Source organism: Nocardia sp. NPDC003693, from assembly GCF_053981095.1.
In genome coordinates this window covers 1-16,575 of the sequence record NZ_JBSFNO010000002.1, presented here as the reverse complement: position 1 = coordinate 16,575, position 16,575 = coordinate 1, and the positions used below count along the sequence as shown (strand labels likewise).

At 69.9% G+C, this 16,575-nt stretch carries 15 protein-coding genes; 7 read left to right on the top strand and 8 right to left on the bottom strand.

Annotated features, from left to right (window positions below; translation table 11 throughout):
- Positions 1 to 6 precede the first annotated feature (6 nt).
- Positions 7 to 1,845: a hypothetical protein gene (locus ACWDOP_RS04005; RefSeq protein WP_456343850.1), complete on the top strand. Its 1,839-nt coding sequence runs from the start codon at positions 7 to 9 to the stop codon at positions 1,843 to 1,845.
- Between the two features lie 110 nt (positions 1,846 to 1,955).
- Here ACWDOP_RS04005 and ACWDOP_RS04000 read toward each other — a convergent pair whose 3' ends face one another.
- Together ACWDOP_RS04000 and ACWDOP_RS03995 are read right to left on the bottom strand one after the other, a co-directional pair.
- Positions 1,956 to 2,378: a hypothetical protein gene (locus tag ACWDOP_RS04000; protein WP_456343849.1), complete on the bottom strand. Its 423-nt coding sequence runs from the start codon at positions 2,376 to 2,378 to the stop codon at positions 1,956 to 1,958.
- Between the two features lie 47 nt (positions 2,379 to 2,425).
- Complete coding sequence (locus ACWDOP_RS03995; protein WP_456343848.1) at positions 2,426 to 2,782, bottom strand: nuclear transport factor 2 family protein; 357 nt, start codon at positions 2,780 to 2,782, stop codon at positions 2,426 to 2,428.
- A gap of 200 nt (positions 2,783 to 2,982) precedes the next feature.
- Here ACWDOP_RS03995 and ACWDOP_RS03990 point away from each other — a divergent pair, with 200 nt between their 5' ends.
- Positions 2,983 to 5,667 carry an AAA family ATPase gene (locus ACWDOP_RS03990; protein ID WP_456343847.1) on the top strand — a complete coding sequence of 895 codons (2,685 nt, stop codon included), beginning with the start codon at positions 2,983 to 2,985 and terminating at the stop codon, positions 5,665 to 5,667.
- Between the two features lie 205 nt (positions 5,668 to 5,872).
- Here the strand turns inward: ACWDOP_RS03990 and ACWDOP_RS03985 are convergent, their stop codons facing one another.
- A complete protein-coding gene (locus ACWDOP_RS03985) occupies positions 5,873 to 6,859 on the bottom strand; it encodes an SDR family NAD(P)-dependent oxidoreductase (protein ID WP_456343846.1) in 987 nt (328 codons plus the stop codon).
- 212 nt (positions 6,860 to 7,071) lie between these two features.
- On the opposite strand from ACWDOP_RS03985, the gene ACWDOP_RS03980 reads away from it, so the two are divergent.
- The 3 genes from ACWDOP_RS03980 (at position 7,072) to ACWDOP_RS03970 (ending at position 11,209) form a co-directional block, all read left to right on the top strand.
- Complete coding sequence (locus tag ACWDOP_RS03980) at positions 7,072 to 10,428, top strand: error-prone DNA polymerase (RefSeq protein ID WP_456343845.1); 3,357 nt, start codon at positions 7,072 to 7,074, stop codon at positions 10,426 to 10,428.
- 81 nt (positions 10,429 to 10,509) lie between these two features.
- The gene (locus ACWDOP_RS03975; protein WP_456343844.1) at positions 10,510 to 10,905 is read left to right on the top strand and encodes a RidA family protein; all 396 of its coding nucleotides are present in this window, start codon (positions 10,510 to 10,512) and stop codon (positions 10,903 to 10,905) included.
- 73 nt (positions 10,906 to 10,978) lie between these two features.
- Entirely contained in the window at positions 10,979 to 11,209 is a 231-nt protein-coding gene (locus ACWDOP_RS03970; protein WP_456343843.1) for a DUF167 domain-containing protein, read from the top strand.
- A 45-nt stretch (positions 11,210 to 11,254) separates the two neighbouring features.
- On the opposite strand, the gene ACWDOP_RS03965 is transcribed toward ACWDOP_RS03970, so the two are convergent.
- The 3 genes from ACWDOP_RS03965 to ACWDOP_RS03955 form a co-directional block, all read right to left on the bottom strand.
- A complete protein-coding gene (locus ACWDOP_RS03965; RefSeq protein WP_456343842.1) occupies positions 11,255 to 12,211 on the bottom strand; it encodes an SDR family oxidoreductase in 957 nt (318 codons plus the stop codon).
- Positions 12,212 to 12,344: 133 nt separating this feature from the next.
- The gene (locus ACWDOP_RS03960; RefSeq protein WP_456343841.1) at positions 12,345 to 12,995 is read right to left on the bottom strand and encodes a Uma2 family endonuclease; all 651 of its coding nucleotides are present in this window, start codon (positions 12,993 to 12,995) and stop codon (positions 12,345 to 12,347) included.
- Between the two features lie 23 nt (positions 12,996 to 13,018).
- Positions 13,019 to 13,483, bottom strand: coding sequence for a tRNA (cytidine(34)-2'-O)-methyltransferase (locus tag ACWDOP_RS03955; RefSeq protein WP_456343840.1), 465 nt, complete (start codon positions 13,481 to 13,483; stop codon positions 13,019 to 13,021).
- Positions 13,484 to 13,658: 175 nt separating this feature from the next.
- Here ACWDOP_RS03955 and ACWDOP_RS03950 point away from each other — a divergent pair, with 175 nt between their 5' ends.
- Both ACWDOP_RS03950 and ACWDOP_RS03945 read left to right on the top strand, forming a co-directional pair.
- Positions 13,659 to 13,904, top strand: coding sequence for a DUF3017 domain-containing protein (locus tag ACWDOP_RS03950; RefSeq protein ID WP_454202569.1), 246 nt, complete (start codon positions 13,659 to 13,661; stop codon positions 13,902 to 13,904).
- 134 nt (positions 13,905 to 14,038) lie between these two features.
- Positions 14,039 to 14,200 carry a hypothetical protein gene (locus ACWDOP_RS03945; protein WP_454202409.1) on the top strand — a complete coding sequence of 54 codons (162 nt, stop codon included), beginning with the start codon at positions 14,039 to 14,041 and terminating at the stop codon, positions 14,198 to 14,200.
- 70 nt (positions 14,201 to 14,270) lie between these two features.
- Here ACWDOP_RS03945 and metX read toward each other — a convergent pair whose 3' ends face one another.
- Together metX and ACWDOP_RS03935 are read right to left on the bottom strand one after the other, a co-directional pair.
- On the bottom strand, positions 14,271 to 15,419 hold the full coding sequence (metX, locus tag ACWDOP_RS03940; RefSeq protein ID WP_456343839.1) for a homoserine O-acetyltransferase MetX: 1,149 nt from the start codon (positions 15,417 to 15,419) through the stop codon (positions 14,271 to 14,273).
- A gap of 2 nt (positions 15,420 to 15,421) precedes the next feature.
- Positions 15,422 to 16,575, bottom strand: a 1,154-nt coding sequence (locus ACWDOP_RS03935; RefSeq protein ID WP_456343838.1) for a bifunctional o-acetylhomoserine/o-acetylserine sulfhydrylase, incomplete at its 5' end; no start/stop codon positions are given.

The window sequence follows — 16,575 nt, the reverse complement described above, 5'->3', positions numbered from 1 at the left end:
GGGGCGATGTCGCTCACCAGGCGGATCAGACTCGGGCTGTCCATGGGAATTCCCTTGGCGGTCAGTGCGGTACTGATAGTTACCGGCCTGACCATTCCGAAATCGGTTGCCGACCCGGTGGTTCCGGGTGGCGCGGATTCCTCGACGGTCACGCCCATCACCGGAGATCCCTACCTCGGCGACGATGTCGAGGCGACCTATGTCCGGTTGCACTACCCGAGCCCGTACTCCACCATGGCGCATCCCGAGGCGTGCGACTGGATCTCGTTCGTGCGGTACCGGTCCAAGCAGGGCCCGGAGCACACCGTCGACGCAGATGCCGTGCTGAGCATGCAGCCCGGCCTGTTCTCCGGCGCGGGCAACCTGAATTCGCAAGGCCCGCAGGTCGTTCGCAAGGCGGCCGCGGCCGGGAAGTTCGTCGAGTACATCTCGCTGGACCGGCGCTCCAACTGCGCCGAGGACCGCACCGGCTGGGAGGCGGCGGACAAAGCCGGGGACTACCGGGTCGCGGCGGACTACTACTTCGGCGGCAAGGCGATCGGCGGGAAGACCTACCGCTATCAGGATTCCCTGGCGCTCGACTACATCGGCGAGTACGGCCTGGCACTGACCATGGACGACTGGCGGGTGGCGATCGAATTCCTGCTGCCCGACCCGGCTTCGCGCGGTAAGAGCCACTGCGGCGGGCATTCGCTCGGCGCGTTCCTGGTCGGTCCGATGCTGGCCTGGGACTTCGACAAGAATCCCGCCACCGTGCAGGACGCCGGCTACAGCCTGTGCGGCGGCGGCGGGGTGTCGCTGGACGGGTTCGCCATGAGCGACCCGGCGGGAATATCGGGCGTGCCGCCGCTGGACGCGCTGTTGTCCACGGTCGGCGGTGTGCTCAAGACCGGCATCGATTTGCTGGCCAAGAACGGTCTCGGCGTCGGGCAGCTGCCGGTGATCGCGGCCAGCGAGGTGCTGAACACCTATCAGCTGGCGGCGATGGCCGCGGACCAGAGGCCCGATGAGGAAAGCGATCTGCGGACGCTCGCGCCGACGGATCTGCGCACCGAGCCGTGGATGCGCATCTTCTACGCCAAGGACTACCTGGATCTGTTCACCGGCGCGAACCTGCCGCGTGACTTCCGGACCACCAACACCACGGCCTTCGGCATGCTCTTCGACCAGAACTCCTCGCAGTGGGTGCTGCAGGCCGGAGTCGGGTTCTACGACTGCGCGACGACGGGCAAGACCTATCCGGCGCCCAACGGGCTGGCCTCGGTGCCGATTCTGGGACCGAACCTGTTCATCATCCCGCTGCGCCTGGGCTTCGGTCAGAACTACACCCCGGCGGACCGGAATCAGCTGTGCGGGTGGAAGAACTACGACCAGGTGGGCGCGTCGACCATCGACGGCCTCGATCCGGTGCGCGGCAACTTCACCGATCGCGATCACGAGGTCACCGACATCCGCGAGATGGCGCACGCGATGAATCCTGGCTGGCAGCCAGCGGATTCGTTCGAGCTGTACACCCCGCTGCGCCTGATCACCGATATGGTCTTTGCGCTCGGCGTGGGGCGCAGCGGCGAGCTGGAGCAGCTGCAGAACCGTACGGGCGGCATCCTGAACTTCCTGCTGCACGGGGATCGCTGGCAGAGCACACCCGCGCGTTCGCGCAATCTCACCGTCCTGGCCGGTGATTCGCCGTTGCAGAACGCGGGGTACGGCGGCATCCTCCCGGCCAACACGAAGATCGTGCCCGGTTATCGGCACTACGACGTGGTGACCGCGGCGGAGCGACAGAACAACGGCATGCCGGAGATGGTGAGTTCGCTCATCGTCAACTTCATGATCAATCCGTAGCCGTCCGGTTCGGGAACGACCGAACGGTCCCGGCCCACTGGGCCGGGACCGTTCTCGTTGTCGTGCAAGGAGTTTCGGATCTCCGCGCTGCCGGGCTCCGTGGCGTCCGATCACCGGGCTTTGCGCAGACCCAGGTACTGCAGGGCGGCGAAGGCGCCGACCGTCACGGCCTGCATGAGGGTCCAGACGGTGCCCGCGACATTGAGATCCAGGGTGCCCTCGACGGCGGTGGCGACGCTGACCACGACCCAGATCGCGTTCAGGGCCATGACGGTGCGGGCGGCGGCCATATTGATGGACTTCGTCGCGCCGGTCGCGGTGACCGCGAGGGCGAACAGGGTGAGGAAGGCGCCGATGGCGAGGCCGTACGTGCGGTCCAGGCCCAGCAGCGATTCCAGCGGCACCGCCAGGGCCAGGTAGGCCAGGCCGTTGGCGCCGGTGACCACGGCGTCCAGGCGGAGCGAGGTGCGCAGCAGCTTGTCGCCGCGAGCGAGCAGGGTGGACAGGTAGGTGGGGGCGGTGGTGGTGGTCATGGCGAAACTTCCTTCTGAATCCGGGTTTTGGAAAGGGGTGGGTGGAGCTAGACGGCGGCGGGAACCTTGTCGAGGAAGCCGTACACACCGGCGATCCGGCCGTGCTCGAGGGTGGCGACATCGAAGCCGACGACCAGGGCGGGTCCCTCGGCCGGGCCGAGCTCCCAGGTGAAGCGCACCTGCTCGTGGTGGCCGTCCACCGGGCCCGCCAGGCGGAACACCATGCCGGGGAACTGGGCCTGCACGGCGGCGATTCCGGCGTCCAGGGCGCGGCGGCCGGTGACGTCCATGAGCGGATCGACGTAGCGCACCTCGTCGGTGAACAGTCCGTCGATGGCGGCCGCGCGGGCGGCGGCGTCGGTGGTGTTCCAGATCTCCAGGTACTGCGCGACCAGGTCGTTCATTGCCGTCTCCCTTGTTTTCTCGGCGCTGTGTCGCGCTCTGGAACAAAGTTATGACGGGGGCGGGGGTGCCCGAATCAGTCATCCATAAGTACTTTTCGCGACCGATGACGTAGGTCGATCCGGGCTCCGCCGGTACCCCCGGATGTCCGATCGGTCCGGCCTTTCCGGGGCGGTGCGCGGGGCCCGGATACGGTGGGCGAATGCTCTACGGACGCCAGGCAGAACAGCTCCGCATCGACGCACTGCTCGACGCGGCGCGGGCCGGGCGCAGCGGGGCCCTGGTGCTGCGTGGCGAAGCCGGCATCGGCAAGACCGCGCTGCTCGACCACGCCGCCGCGCGGGGTGTTCCGTGCGTGCGCGGCGCGGGCGTCGAATCCGAGGCCGAATTGCCTTTCGCCGGACTGCATCTGCTGCTGCGCTCGGCGCTGCCGCTGGTGGACGCGCTGCCCGAGCGGCAGCGCGCGGCCCTGCTCGGTGCGTTCGGTCTCGGCGAGCACCATGCCGGCGATCAACTGCTGATCGGCCTGGCGGTGCTCTCGCTGCTCGCCGAACAGGCCGCCGACGGGCCGCTACTGGTCCTGATCGACGACGCGCACTGGCTGGACCGTGCGACCGCGGACACCCTGCTCTTCGTCGCCCGCCGCGTCGAGGCCGAGGGTATCGTGCTGATCTTCGCGACCCGTACCGGGGCAGCCGATTTCCCGGCTCCGGGGCTGCCCGAACTCGAGGTGCCGGCGCTGCGGCAGGACGCCGCGGCCGCCATGGTCGATGCCGCCACCCCGGATCTGACCCCGGCGCTGCGCTATCGGCTGCTGTCCGAGGCGGGCGGCAATCCGCTCGCGCTGCGGGAACTGCCCGCGGTGCTGGCCGTGGAACCGGCCGACGCGGGGCCGAATCCGCTGCCGCTGAGTCAGCGGCTGCAGGTCGCCTTTCACGGGCGCGTCAGCCGACTGCCCGCGCCCACCCGCACCCTGCTGCTGGTCGCGGCCGCGGCCGGGGCGAGCGAGCTCGATCCGCTGTTGCGCGCCGCGACGACCCTCGGCGCGGGGATCGGTGATCTGCAACCGGCCGAGGAGGACGGTCTCGTGCACACCGACGGCCGGACGCTCGCCTTCCGGCATCCGCTGCTGCGCTCGGCGGTCTACCGGGGCGCCCCGCTGGCCCAGCGGCTCGCCGCGCACGACGCCCTGGCCGCCGCCCTGGACCGGCCCGAGGACGCGGATCTGCGGGCCTGGCACCGGGCGTCGGCGGCCACCGGACCGGACGAGGACATCGCCGCCGAGCTGGCCGCCACCGCCGATCGGGCCCGGGCCCGCAACGGTTTTCACGGTGCGGTCGCCGCGTACGAACGCGCGGCCGCGCTCAGCGTGGACCACGCGGCGAAGGTGCACCGGCTGGTGCGCGCCGCCGAAACCGCCGGTGAGGCGGGCCTGTACGACGTGGCGGACCGGCTGGCCGGGCGCGCCGCGGCCCAGACCGCCGAGCCCGCCCTGGCCGCCCGCCTCGACCTGATTCGCGGACGCGCGGAATTCGGTGCGGGCAAACAGCTTCCGGCGCACCGGCGACTGGTCGCGGCGGCCGACGCGGCACGGGCGGAACCGCTGCTCGCGGCCCGAATCCTGCTGGTCGCGGTGCACACGGCCTGGTATCTGGGCGCGGCGGAACTTCGCGAGGTCACCGACCGGCTCTCGGCACTGGCACTGCCCGTGGACAACTCGCTGGCCCACAGCACCGCCTACGTCCTGGCCGGGGTGCACGGCCGGTACAGCGCACCGCTGCGCGAGACCGCCGACCGGGCTCGCGCCACCGGGGCCGAGGTGAGCGACCTGGTGCAGCTGTCCGGTGTCGGCCTGGTGGTCGGGCAGGACGACCAGGTGGCCGATCTGGTCGGCGAACTGATCACCGCCTGCCGTGACGAGGGCCGGATCGGCCCGCTGCCCACCCTCCTGTTCTTCCGGTCCGAGGCCGAAACGTTCCTCGGCCGGCCGCGCGAGGCCCTGGTCATCGCGACCGAAGGCGCCCGGATCGCCCGCGACATCGGGCAGGAGCACTGGGTCGGCCAGCACACGGCCATGCTCGCCTACCTGGCCGCGCTCGCCGGTCGCGAGGACGAATGCCGTTCGGCCGCCGCGGAATCGGTGTCCGAGCGCTTCGGCGGCGCGGACGCTCCCGGCGCGAGCTGGGCCCACGCCGCGCTGGCGCTGCTCGACCTCGGGTACGGCCGGGTGGACAGCGCGCTGGCCAGATTCGAGATCCTGACCCGGGAACCCGCCCGGCACATGGTGATCGGCCTGCGCTCGCTGCCCGATCTCATCGAATCGGCGGTGCGACTGGGTGATCCGGGCCGCGCGGGTGACGCGCTCGAACGTCTGGACCGGTGGGCCGAGCTGTCGGGGCAGCCGTGGGTGGCCGCGCTCGCCGCCCGCGCGCACGCGCTGCTGAGCCCGGACGCGGAGGCCGAGCGGTACTACCGGACCGCCCTGGAGCTGGGTGGGCGCCCGTTCGAGCAGGCCCGCACCCACCTGCTCTACGGGGAGTGGTTGCGCCGCAACCGCCGCAAGGCCGACGCCAGAACGCCGCTGGCCGCGGCACTCGAGACCTTCGAACGCCTCGGCGCCGCACCGTGGGCGGCCCGGGCGAGCACCGAACTCGGCGCACTCGGCGTCGGCGCCGCCACCCGCGCCGCGACCGGGGTGCTCGCCGCCCTCACCCCGCAGGAACTCCAGATCGTGCGGCTCGCCGCCCAGGGCATGAGCAACCGCGACATCGCCGCCCAGCTGTTCCTGAGCCCGCGTACGGTCGGCCATCACCTGTACAAGGCGTACCCGAAACTCGGCGTCGTCTCCCGCGGTGAGCTGAAATCGCTGGCACTGGAACAGGACTGAGCCACGCCAGCCGTCCCGTCGCGCACCTCGGGTCGGATCTCGCGGTGAGCTGAAATCGCTCGCGCTGGAACAAGACTGAGCCACCGCAGCCGTCCCGTCGCACGCCCCGGGGCGAAATCCACCGTGTGCGGCGTGGATCCCGGCCGGAGCGCGCCGGGTCAGCGGGTGGCGAGAATATGTCGGAGGCAGTACGGGGGTACACGGTTCACCAGTAGGTGCCGGGCACCAGCCGCGCGGCCTTGCGCAGGGCGGTGCCGGTGACTCGGACGACCGTCGGGGTGGTGCGGCGATGCCGTTGCGGCTCTTCGATGTTCGCGTCCTCGGTCTCGGCGTCGGGCACCGCCTCGCCCTTGGCGGCGGGGGAGTCGCCGATCGAGCGGTAGTAGCGGTGCAGGACGCGCTCCTTGATGCCCGGGGCGAACATCTGGCCGTACTCGGCCAGGGTGCCCAGGGGGACGTCGATGCGGCGCGGGCGCTCGCTCAGGGCGCGCACGATGAGGGCGGCGGCCCACTCGGGGGACTGGACGGGTGAGCCCTGGTCGCCGCTCGGCGCGATCATGGGGGTGCGCACCAGGGGCATGTGGATGGTGGTGAAAGTGACGTTGTCCGAGAGCATTTCGATCGCCGTCACCTCGGCGAACTTGTCCAGGGCGGCCTTGCTGGCCAGGTAGGCGGCGAAGCGCGGGGACGCGACCTGCACGCCCGCGCTGGAGATGTTCACGATGTGCCCGAACTTGCGTTCGCGCATCTGCGGCAGCAGGGCCAGGGTCATGCGGACCGCGCCGAAGTAGTTCACCGCCATGGTTCGCTCGAAATCGTGCATGCGATCGGTGGAGCGGTGCACCGCGCGGCGAATCGAGCGCCCGGCGTTGTTGACCAGCATGTCCACGTGATCGTGCGCGGCCAGCAGCAAGGTGACGGCCCGGTCCACCGATTCCGGATCGGTGACATCGCACTGGTAGCCGTGCGCCTGCCCGCCCGCCGCGCGGATCTCCGCGACCACGGCGTCCAGTTCGTCCTCGCGGCGGGCCAGCAGCAGCACCACCGCGCCCTTCTCGGCGACCGCGAGGGCGGCCGAGCGCCCGATGCCGGACGAGGCGCCGGTGATCACGACGTGCTTGCCGGTCAGATCGCGACCGGCGCGCCGGCGGGACAGGTAGCCGTTGCCGTTGGCGGCGGAGGTATCGCTCATCGCTGCTCCCTCGGGATTCGATTTGCCTAGAACTTACTCCAAAGTAAGTTCCGTGACCAGGGTGGCGGGGCAGGAGATTCGCAACTGTCCGGGACGGGTGGCGGACACGCCGGATTCGGCATTTACAGACCGTTCGGTTGGGTCTCCTGTAATGCTTCGGAAGATCGAATGTATGTTCGACACTCGAGCACGATCGAGACAGAGGAGAGACCGTGGGCTGGCACAACGGTCCGCCGACCTGGTCGGAACTCGAACGCGTGCTCTCCGGCAGGCCCGCACCCGCCCGCGAGATCGAGGGCGACGGCGGCGACAGCCCGGCCTGGTCCCGCAAACGCGAGAAGTACGAAGCGGGCGCACTGGCCCGCGCGGCCGGGCCCGGTGTGCCGTACGCCGAACTGCACACCCACTCCGCCTACAGCTTCCTGGACGGGGCCAGCCAGCCCGAGGAACTGGTCGAGGAGGCGGTGCGCCTGGGCCTGGAAGCGCTCGCGCTCACCGATCACGACGGGTTCTACGGGGTGGTGCGTTTCGCCGAGGCCGCCCGCGAATGGGGGATGCCGACCGTCTTCGGCGCGGAACTGTCCCTGGGCACCGCCGCCCGCGCGGGCGCGCACCTCGCCCCGCGCGGTGGCCGCCGCGGCCGGGACCGCGCCGGCGAGGAGACCGGGGACTCCGCGCCGCGCACCGGCGCGCCCGATCCGGCCGGACCGCACCTGCTGGTGCTGGCGCGCGGGCAGGAGGGCTACCGCCGGCTGTCCCGGGAGATGGCGGCCGCGCACATGGCGGCGGGGGAGAAGGGCATCCTGCGCTACGACCTGGACCGGCTCACCGCCGCGGCGGGCGGGCACTGGCACATTCTCACCGGCTGCCGCAAAGGCACGGTGCGCCAGGCGCTGCAGCAGAGCGATGCCGCCGCCGAGGCCGAATTGCGGGAACTGGTCGAACGATTCGGTCACGAGCACGTCAGCGTGGAGCTCACCCACCACGGCATTCCCGAGGACGACGAACGCAATGCCCGGCTGATCGCCCTCGCCGATCTGCTCGGGCTGCCCGTACTCGCCACCACCGGAGCGCATTTCGCCGCACCGCCGCATCGCCGCCGGGCCATGGCGCTGGCCGCCATTCGCGCGCGGTCCAGCCTGGACGAGATGGCGGGCTGGCTCGCGCCCACCGGCGGCGCGCACCTGCGCTCGGGCACGGAGATGACGCGGCTGTTCGCCGAATGCCCGCGCGCGGTCGCCAATGCCGTTGCGCTGGCGCGGGAATGCACCTTCGACCTGAGACTGATCGCGCCGCAGCTGCCGCCGTTCGACGTACCGCCCGGGCACGACGAGGACTCGTGGCTGCGCGAGCTCACCATGATGGGCGCGGCCCGGCGCTACGGTCCGCGCGCGGGCAATCCGCAGGCGTACGACCAGCTCGAACACGAACTCCGGGTGATCGCCGACCTGAAGTTCCCGGGGTACTTCCTGGTGGTGCACGACATCGTGGACTTCTGCCACACCAATGACATCCTGTGTCAGGGCCGGGGTTCGGCGGCCAATTCCGCGGTCTGCTACGCCATCGGTATCACCAATGTCGATCCGGTCGCCAACAAACTGCTCTTCGAACGCTTCCTCGCGCCCGAGCGCGACGGGCCGCCCGATATCGACGTCGACATCGAATCCGATCGCCGGGAAGAGGCGATTCAGCACGTCTACACCAAATACGGGCGCGAGTACGCCGCGCAGGTGGCCAATGTGATCACCTATCGCGGGCGGTCGGCGGTGCGCGATGCCGCACGCGCGCTGGGGTTCTCGCCCGGACAGCAGGACGCCTGGAGCAAACAGGTGAGCCGGTGGACCGGGGTGGCAAAGGAAGAGCACACCGATATTCCGGCGGACGTGCTCGGGCTGGCCGGTGAATTGGAGGGTTTGCCACGGCATCTGGGTATTCACTCCGGCGGCATGGTGATCTGTGATCGGCCCATCGCCGACGTGTGCCCGACCGAATGGGCGCGTATGCCGGGGCGCAGCGTGCTGCAGTGGGACAAGGACGATTGCGCGGCAGCGGGTTTGGTGAAATTCGATCTGCTCGGGCTCGGCATGCTCTCCGCGCTGCACTACATGATCGACCTGGTGCGCGAGCACAAGGGCGAGACGGTGGAGCTGCATCAACTCGATCTCACCGAAGCCGCCGTCTACGACATGCTGTGCCGCGCCGACTCGGTCGGGGTCTTCCAGGTGGAATCGCGGGCGCAGATGGCGACCCTGCCGCGTTTGAAGCCGCGCAACTTCTACGACCTGGTGGTGGAGGTGGCGCTGATCCGGCCCGGGCCGATCCAGGGCGGTTCGGTGCATCCCTACATCCGGCGGCGCAACGGCAGGGAGAAGGTCGTCTACGACCATCCGGCACTGGAGAATTCGCTCGAGCGCACGCTCGGCATTCCGCTGTTCCAGGAGCAGCTCATGCAGATGGCCGTCGACATCGCCGGATTCACCGCGGCCGAAGCCGATCAGTTGCGCCGGGCCATGGGGTCCAAACGGTCCCCGGAGAAGATGGAACGGCTGCGCGAGCGTTTCTACACGGGGATGCGCGAACTGCACGGGATCACCGGGGAGATCGCGGACCGCATCTACGAGAAGGTGTACGCGTTCGCGAATTTCGGCTTCCCGGAGAGTCATTCGCAGAGTTTCGCCTCGCTGGTGTTCTATTCCTCGTGGTTCAAGCTGCATCATCCGGCGGCGTTCTGCGCGGGACTGCTGCGGGCGCAGCCCATGGGGTTCTACTCGCCGCAGTCGCTGGTGGCCGACGCGCGCCGGCACGGGGTGGTGGTGCACGGGCCCGATATCAATCACTCGCTCGCCGAGGCGACCCTGGCGGCGGGCGGTACGCAGGTGCGGCTCGGGCTGGGCGCGGTGCGCACGATCGGGACCGAACTCGCCGAGCAGATCGTGGCCGCTCGCGAGCTCGGGCCGTACACCTCGTTCCGAAACCTCACCGGGCGAGTGGAATTGACCGTTCCGCAGGCCGAGGCGCTCGCCACGGCGGGGGCGCTCGGCAGTCTCGGCGGCACCCGGCGCGCGGCGCTGTGGGCGGCGGGCGCGGCGGCGGGGGAGCGGCCCGATCGGCTGCCGGGCATGGGCGCGGCGGTGGACGCGCCCGCGCTGCCCGGGATGAGCGCGCTGGAACTGGCGGCGGCCGATGTGTGGGCCACCGGGGTCTCGCCCGGCAGCTATCCCACCGAGTTCCTGCGCGAGCGGCTCGACGCGCTCGGGGTGGTGCCCGCCGATCAGCTGCTCGGGGTGCGGGACGGCACCCGGGTGCTGGTCGGCGGCGCGGTCACGCACCGGCAGCGGCCCGCCACCGCGGCCGGTGTCACCTTCCTGAATCTGGAGGACGAGACCGGGATGGTGAACGTGGTCTGCTCGGTGGGGTTGTGGGCGCGCTATCGCCGGCTCGTGCAGACCGCGCCCGCGCTGCTCGTGCGGGGGCGGGTGCAGAACGCCGAGGGCGCGGTCACGGTGGTGGCCGATCACGTGCAGCGGATGGATCTGCGCATCGAGGCGCGCTCGCGCGACTTCCGCTGACAGCGAACGCGTGTCACGGTGCGGATGGGCTCGTCGTCATCCCGGTGTTGGCATCCGTACCACCGCATCGAGGAGCACATCGTGAGCATCGAATTCGTCAACCCCGCCGAACTGCACGACCCGACCGGCTTCGGCTACAGCCATATCGCCCGCGTGAGTGGTGAATTGGTGTTCATCGCGGGTCAGTACGACTCCGACGCGCAGGGGCACACCGGCGACGCCGATTTCGCCACCCAGGTGAGCAATGCCTTCGCCAATCTCGGAAAGGCTTTGCGCGCGGTAGGTCTCGACTACGCCGACGTGGCGCAACTGCGCACCTTCATCGTCGACCACGACCTGGACAAGCTGACCGTACTCGGGAAGAAGATCGCCGAGATCTGGGGTGACCGCCCGCCCGCGCAGACCCTCGCGGGCGTGGCCGCCCTGGCCCTGCCGGGGATGAAGTTCGAGGTGGACGCCACCGCCGTCCGTTCCTGACCCGCGCGCCCGCCGCCCCGGACCACCCGCGAGAATCGAGCGGTTCCCTCGGATCCCGCAAAGGAGCGCCGCCATGCCCACCGTGGTCCGGGCCGTCATCAAACCCAACAGCAAGAAGGGTCCCCTGGTCGAAGCCCTCCCCGCCGGGACGCTCCGGCTCTACGTCCGGGCCCCCGCCGTCGAGGGCAAGGCGAACAGGGCGGCCATCGAGCTGCTGGCCGCCCACTACGGCGTCCCCAAGACCGCCGTCCGCCTGGCTGCCGGGGCCACCTCCCGCTTCAAACGGTTCGAAGTCGACGACTGAGCGGCGAACTCGGCGCACGAGCGGGACTTCGATGTGCGGCGCCGCCTACGCACGGTGGCGCCGCGCTCGATCCGGAACCGGGTCGAACAGCGCGGCGTGCTCGGCGACCCAGTCCCGGTAGGTGCGCATCGGCCGGCCGATCAGCTCCGGGACCGTGGGGCGCTGCTCGGCGGTCCAGCGGGTGAGCTCGTCGAAGTGAACGCCGTACTCCTGGAGTGCGAACAGGGTCACGTCGATACCGTCGTCCGGCCACCCGCGTGCGCGCCAGGCGGCGCGGCTCTCCCGCGGGGTCAGCTCCACGGCGGTGATTTCCCGCCCGAGCACCTCGGCGATGTCCCGCACCCGGGATCGTGTACTCACCGGAAATCCCACCGCCTCCAACAGCATTCCCGCGTACCCGTCGCGGCACAGCGCCGCAGCCGCCACCGCCGCCAGATCCCGTTCGTGGATGAAGGGGTAGTGCCCCGTCCCGAGAAACGCTTCCCGCACGGTGTTCTCGGCCGCGATGGTCTCCGCCCAGTCCGAACCCGTTGCCGGATAGGTTCCTTCGAGCACCGACCCCATCACCGCCGACGGCCGGATGTGGGTCCACGCCATGCCCGACGCCTCGACCGCCCGCTCGATGGCGAGCCAGAACCACGTCTCGGGCGGATACGCCGCCTCGTGCTCGGCCCCGTGCGAGGACAGCAGCACGATTCGCCCGACCCCCGCCTCCCGCGCCCCGGCGAGCACCCGCCCCACGGTCGCGGCCCGCGCCCCGGCGAGAAAAACGGCGTCGACCCCGTCGAATATCCCCGGCGCCGGCTCCGGCCGCGTGATCGACCCCTCGACCACTTCCACCGCGTCCGGCCACTCCCCGAGCTGCCCCGCCTCGGCCACGACCCGCACCCGCACCCCGGCGTCGAGCAGCTCCCGGGCCAGCCACCGCCCCACGATCCCGGTGGGGCTGCACCCCGCGCTCTTGTCCCCGGCTCCGACGGTTACCAATGTAATTCCGCGCACGACAATTCCTCCGGCTACATCAACGGAGATCTTGCGCCTGCGACGAGGTTGCGGATCCGAACTCCCGCCACCCTACCGCGCCACCGCGTTCCACGGCGATGCCCCGAGCGGAACCGAAGTGCGGGCGCCGGAGCTAGTACTCCAGTTCGGACCAGGGGATGTGGATCGGGAAGGGGAAGTCGAAGTCGATGCCGTCGGTGTCGGCGGGGAACCATTCGGCGGCGAGGATGTAGTTGCTCGTGTGCAGGGGGCGCACGCCCTCCGGGAGTACCGCCGGCGCGGTCTGCAGGCCGAAGGCACGGACCCTCGCGACGGCGCTGGCCTCCGTGGCCAGCTGGACTTCCCAGTACCAGGGGATTCCCGCGCTCGCGTAGCGATACTTCTTGGACTCCACCGTCGACCTGGAACCGAAGGGCGACAGCACCTCGCCGACCAGGAACACATCGGCGGCGCGAATGTCTTGGTAGGGAGCTTCGAGACGACGATGAACCAGGAAGTCCGGTGTCAGGAAGTCGGACCTCCCGCTCTCGCCCAGAAAAACGGTGGATTCGATCGCCGCGCGGCGCAGTCGCGTCGAGCCCACGGGCATGAATTCCCGTAGGCACCTGTCCATTCCGGTGAAGAACAGACTCGTGAACGTCTGATGCTCCGGCGGTTCGCGCGGTAGCCAGACCACACGACCCTCCCACAGTTCGATCTCCCCGGCGATCTCCTTCGGGAGCCGCGCGAGTTCTTCCCAGGTCATGTATTCGGACAGTTCCGGGTGCGTACGCGGGATGGGCACGTCACCAGGGTAGGTCGGCGCCGCTACACCGCGCCCGGGAAGCCCTGTTGGCGCCAGGCCTCGTACACCGCGACGGCGGCGGCGTTCGAGAGGTTCATCGAGCGGCGGCCGGGGAGCATCGGGATCCGGAGTCGGTCGGTCACCCGGGGGTCGGACAGGACCTCCGGGGGGAGGCCGGTCGGCTCGGGGCCGAACAGGAGGGCGTCGCCGTCGGCGTAGGTGATGTCGGTGTTGCGGGTCGTGGCGGCGGCCGTGAAGGCGAAGACGCGGGCGGGGGCTATGGAATCCCATGCGGCGGCCAGGTTCTGGTGCACGGTCACCGAGGCGAGGTCGTGGTAGTCCAGGCCCGCCCGGCGTAGCTTGGGCTCGGATAGGTCGAAGCCCAGGGGTTCGATCAGGTGCAACTGGCAGCCCGTCCCGGCGGCGAGCCGGATGGCGTTGCCGGTGTTGGGCGGGATGCGCGGGGAGAAGAACACAAGATGGAACACGCCCACCAGCATCGCAGAGCAAGAGAACCGTACTGTTCGCGGCCGGTGCGTGCGCGTGGCGGCGGGGGAGCCCGATGCGAGCGGTCCGGTTAAGCTTCCGGGCGTGAGTGCAGCCCATGCCGCCCCGGAGAGCCGCAGCAGCCGTATCGGACAGGCGCTGCGGGACAACCTGCCCATGGTGCTGATCGCACTGGTGCTGGTGGTGGCCGTGGTCTTCCTGGCCTGGGACCGGTGGCGCCGCGGAACCTTCTTCTTCGGCGGCGCGACACTGCTCGCGGCGGCCTTCCGGCTACTGCTGCCGACCGAGCGCGTGGGGCTGCTGGCGGTGCGCAGCAAACCTTTCGACGTGACGTGGCTGGCGGTGCTCGGCTGCGCCATCATCGTGCTGGCGGCGACCATCAACAGCCTCGGTGTCACCTAGCCTTGCGGGTACCACGAGTCATGTCTGTTTCGTACGAATTATCCTGACGCACTGTCGGTTTCGTTAGGGTGACGGCTCCGTAACCCCGGTGCCAATTACGGGACGAAGTCGCGTCGTCCACGTAATGTATAGGCATGACAGCGACCTTCGATGACATGGATCTGCGGGATCTGGTCGGCCTGCTCTCGCTCGAGGAACAGCGCGAACTACGTCCCGCGGTACTCCGCGTCCTGCACCGTTTGCCCGCCCAAGAAGTACTGCGCCGAGAACTCGGCCGCCGCCTCACCGAGGTCTGAGCCTCGACACAGCAATCCCCCGGCAGCAGCGCTCCCGGGGGATCATTTGTTTTGAGCTTCGGTACCGCAACTAACGGCGTGCGGCCCGGGCCAGCTCCATGGTCTGCACCATGAGTTTGCCCACCGCTTCGGTCTCGGTGAGGAATCCGTCGTGCCCGTCCCGGGAACGCACGATCTCCAGCCCCTTGCAGCCGGGTAGGAGATCCGCCAGTTCCTGCTGGGTCCGCAACGGATACAACCGATCCGAGTCCACGCCGCCGACCACGCACGGCACCGTGATCGCGCCCAGCGCCGCCTCGATGCCGCCGCGGCCACGGCCGATGTCGTGCCGGTTCATGGCCTCGGTCAGCAGGACGTAGGTGGCGGGATCGAACCGCGAGATGAGCTTGTCCGCCTGGTACTCCAGGTAGCTCTGCACCGCGTAACGCCCACCGTCCCAGGGGTTCTCGTCGCCCTGGGCATGGTTCTCGAAGCGGTGGTCGAGCTCGGCCTCGGTCCGGTAGGTCAGGTGCGCGATCCGGCGCGCGATGCCCATGCCGGACATCGGCGCGGTCCCGGTGCCGTGATACGCCCCGCCCTGCCAGTTCGGATCGGACCGGATGGCCGCGATCTGGGTGGTCTGGGTGCCGATCTGATCGGCGGTGGCACGCGCGCCCACCGCCAGCACCAGGGCCGACCCGACCCGCTCGGGATAGCCGGCCATCCACTCCAGCACGCGCATGCCGCCCATCGACCCGCCGACCACCGACGCCAGCCGGTAGATGCCGAGCAGATCGAGCAGCTGCGCCTCCGCGGTCACCTGATCGCGAATGCTGATCTCGGGAAAGCGTGCGCCCCACGGCTTTCCGTCCGCGGCGAGGGACGCCGGGCCGGTGCTGCCCTTGCAGCCGCCCAGGACGTTGGTGGCGATGACACACCATTCGCGGGTGTCCACCGCCGCGCCCTCGCCGACGATGCCGTCCCACCAGCCGGGCTGGGCGTGCTGCACGTCGGCGGGGCCGACCACATGTGAATCGCCGGTGAGGGCGTGCTCGACGAGGATGACGTTATCCGCGTTCGCCGAGAGTTCGCCCCACCGCTGCACCGCCAGGCTCACGTCGGGGATGACGGCGCCGTTCTCGAGCCGGACCTCCCCGATCGCAATGGTGCAGAGCGTCCCGTCGGGCGGCGGCAGCAAGAGATCCGCCGCTGGACGAGAGGTGCTCGATTCAATGCTCACTATCAGCTCGCTGCCGCAATCAGTCCCGCGCGCAAATCCGCCAGGATGTCGTCGATACCTTCGATACCCACGGCCAAACGCACCAGACCAGGGGTGACGCCGGACGCGAGCTGCTCCTCGGGAGTCAGCTGGGAGTGGGTGGTCGAAGCCGGATGAATCACGAGCGAGCGCACATCCCCGATGTTAGCGACATGGCTGTGCAGCACCAGCGCGTCCACGAACTTCTTGCCCGCATCGACACCACCGGCCAGCTCGAACGAGACGATCGCGCCGACGCCCTTCGGTGCCAGCTGTTTGCCACGCTCGAACCAGGGGGAGTTGGGCAGACCGGCGTAGTACACCGACTCCACCGCGTCCTGCCCACTCAGGAATTCCGCGACCGCCTGGGCGTTGGCCACGTGCCGCTCCACCCGCAGGCTCAGCGTCTCGATGCCCTGGCTGATCAGGAAGGCGTTGAACGGCGATACCGCCGCGCCGAGGTCGCGCAGCAGCTGCACGCGCGCCTTGAGCGCGTACGCCGGTGCGCCCAGGTCGGCGAAGACCACGCCGTGGTAGCTGGGGTCCGCGGTGGTGAAGCCCGGGAACCGCGGCTTGCCGTTGGCGTCGGTCACGGTCCAGTCGAAGGTGCCGCCGTCCACGATCACGCCCGCGACCGCGGAGCCGTGCCCGCCCAGGTACTTGGTCGCCGAGTGCACGACGATGTCCGCGCCGTGCTTCAGCGGCTGGATCAGGTATGGGGTGGCGACGGTGTTGTCCACGATCAGCGGAACGCCGGCCGCGTGCGCCACGCCCGCGATGCCCTCGATGTCGAAGATCGAGCTGCTCGGGTTGGCGACGGTCTCACCGTAGAAAGCCTTGGTGTTGGGGCGGACGGCCGCTTCCCACTGGGCCAGATCGTCCGGATCCTCGACGAAGCTGACCTCGATGCCGAGCTTGGGCAGCGAGTAGTGGAAGAGGTTGTACGTGCCGCCGTACAGGTGCGGGCTGGACACGATGTGGTCGCCGGCCTCGGCGACGTTCAGGATCGCGTAGGTCTCCGCGGCCTGGCCCGACGACACCAGCAGCGCCGCCACGCCGCCCTCGAGGGCGGCCACGCGCTGCTCCACCGCGTCCTGGGTGGGGTTCATGATGCGGGTGTAGATGTTGCCCGGCTCGG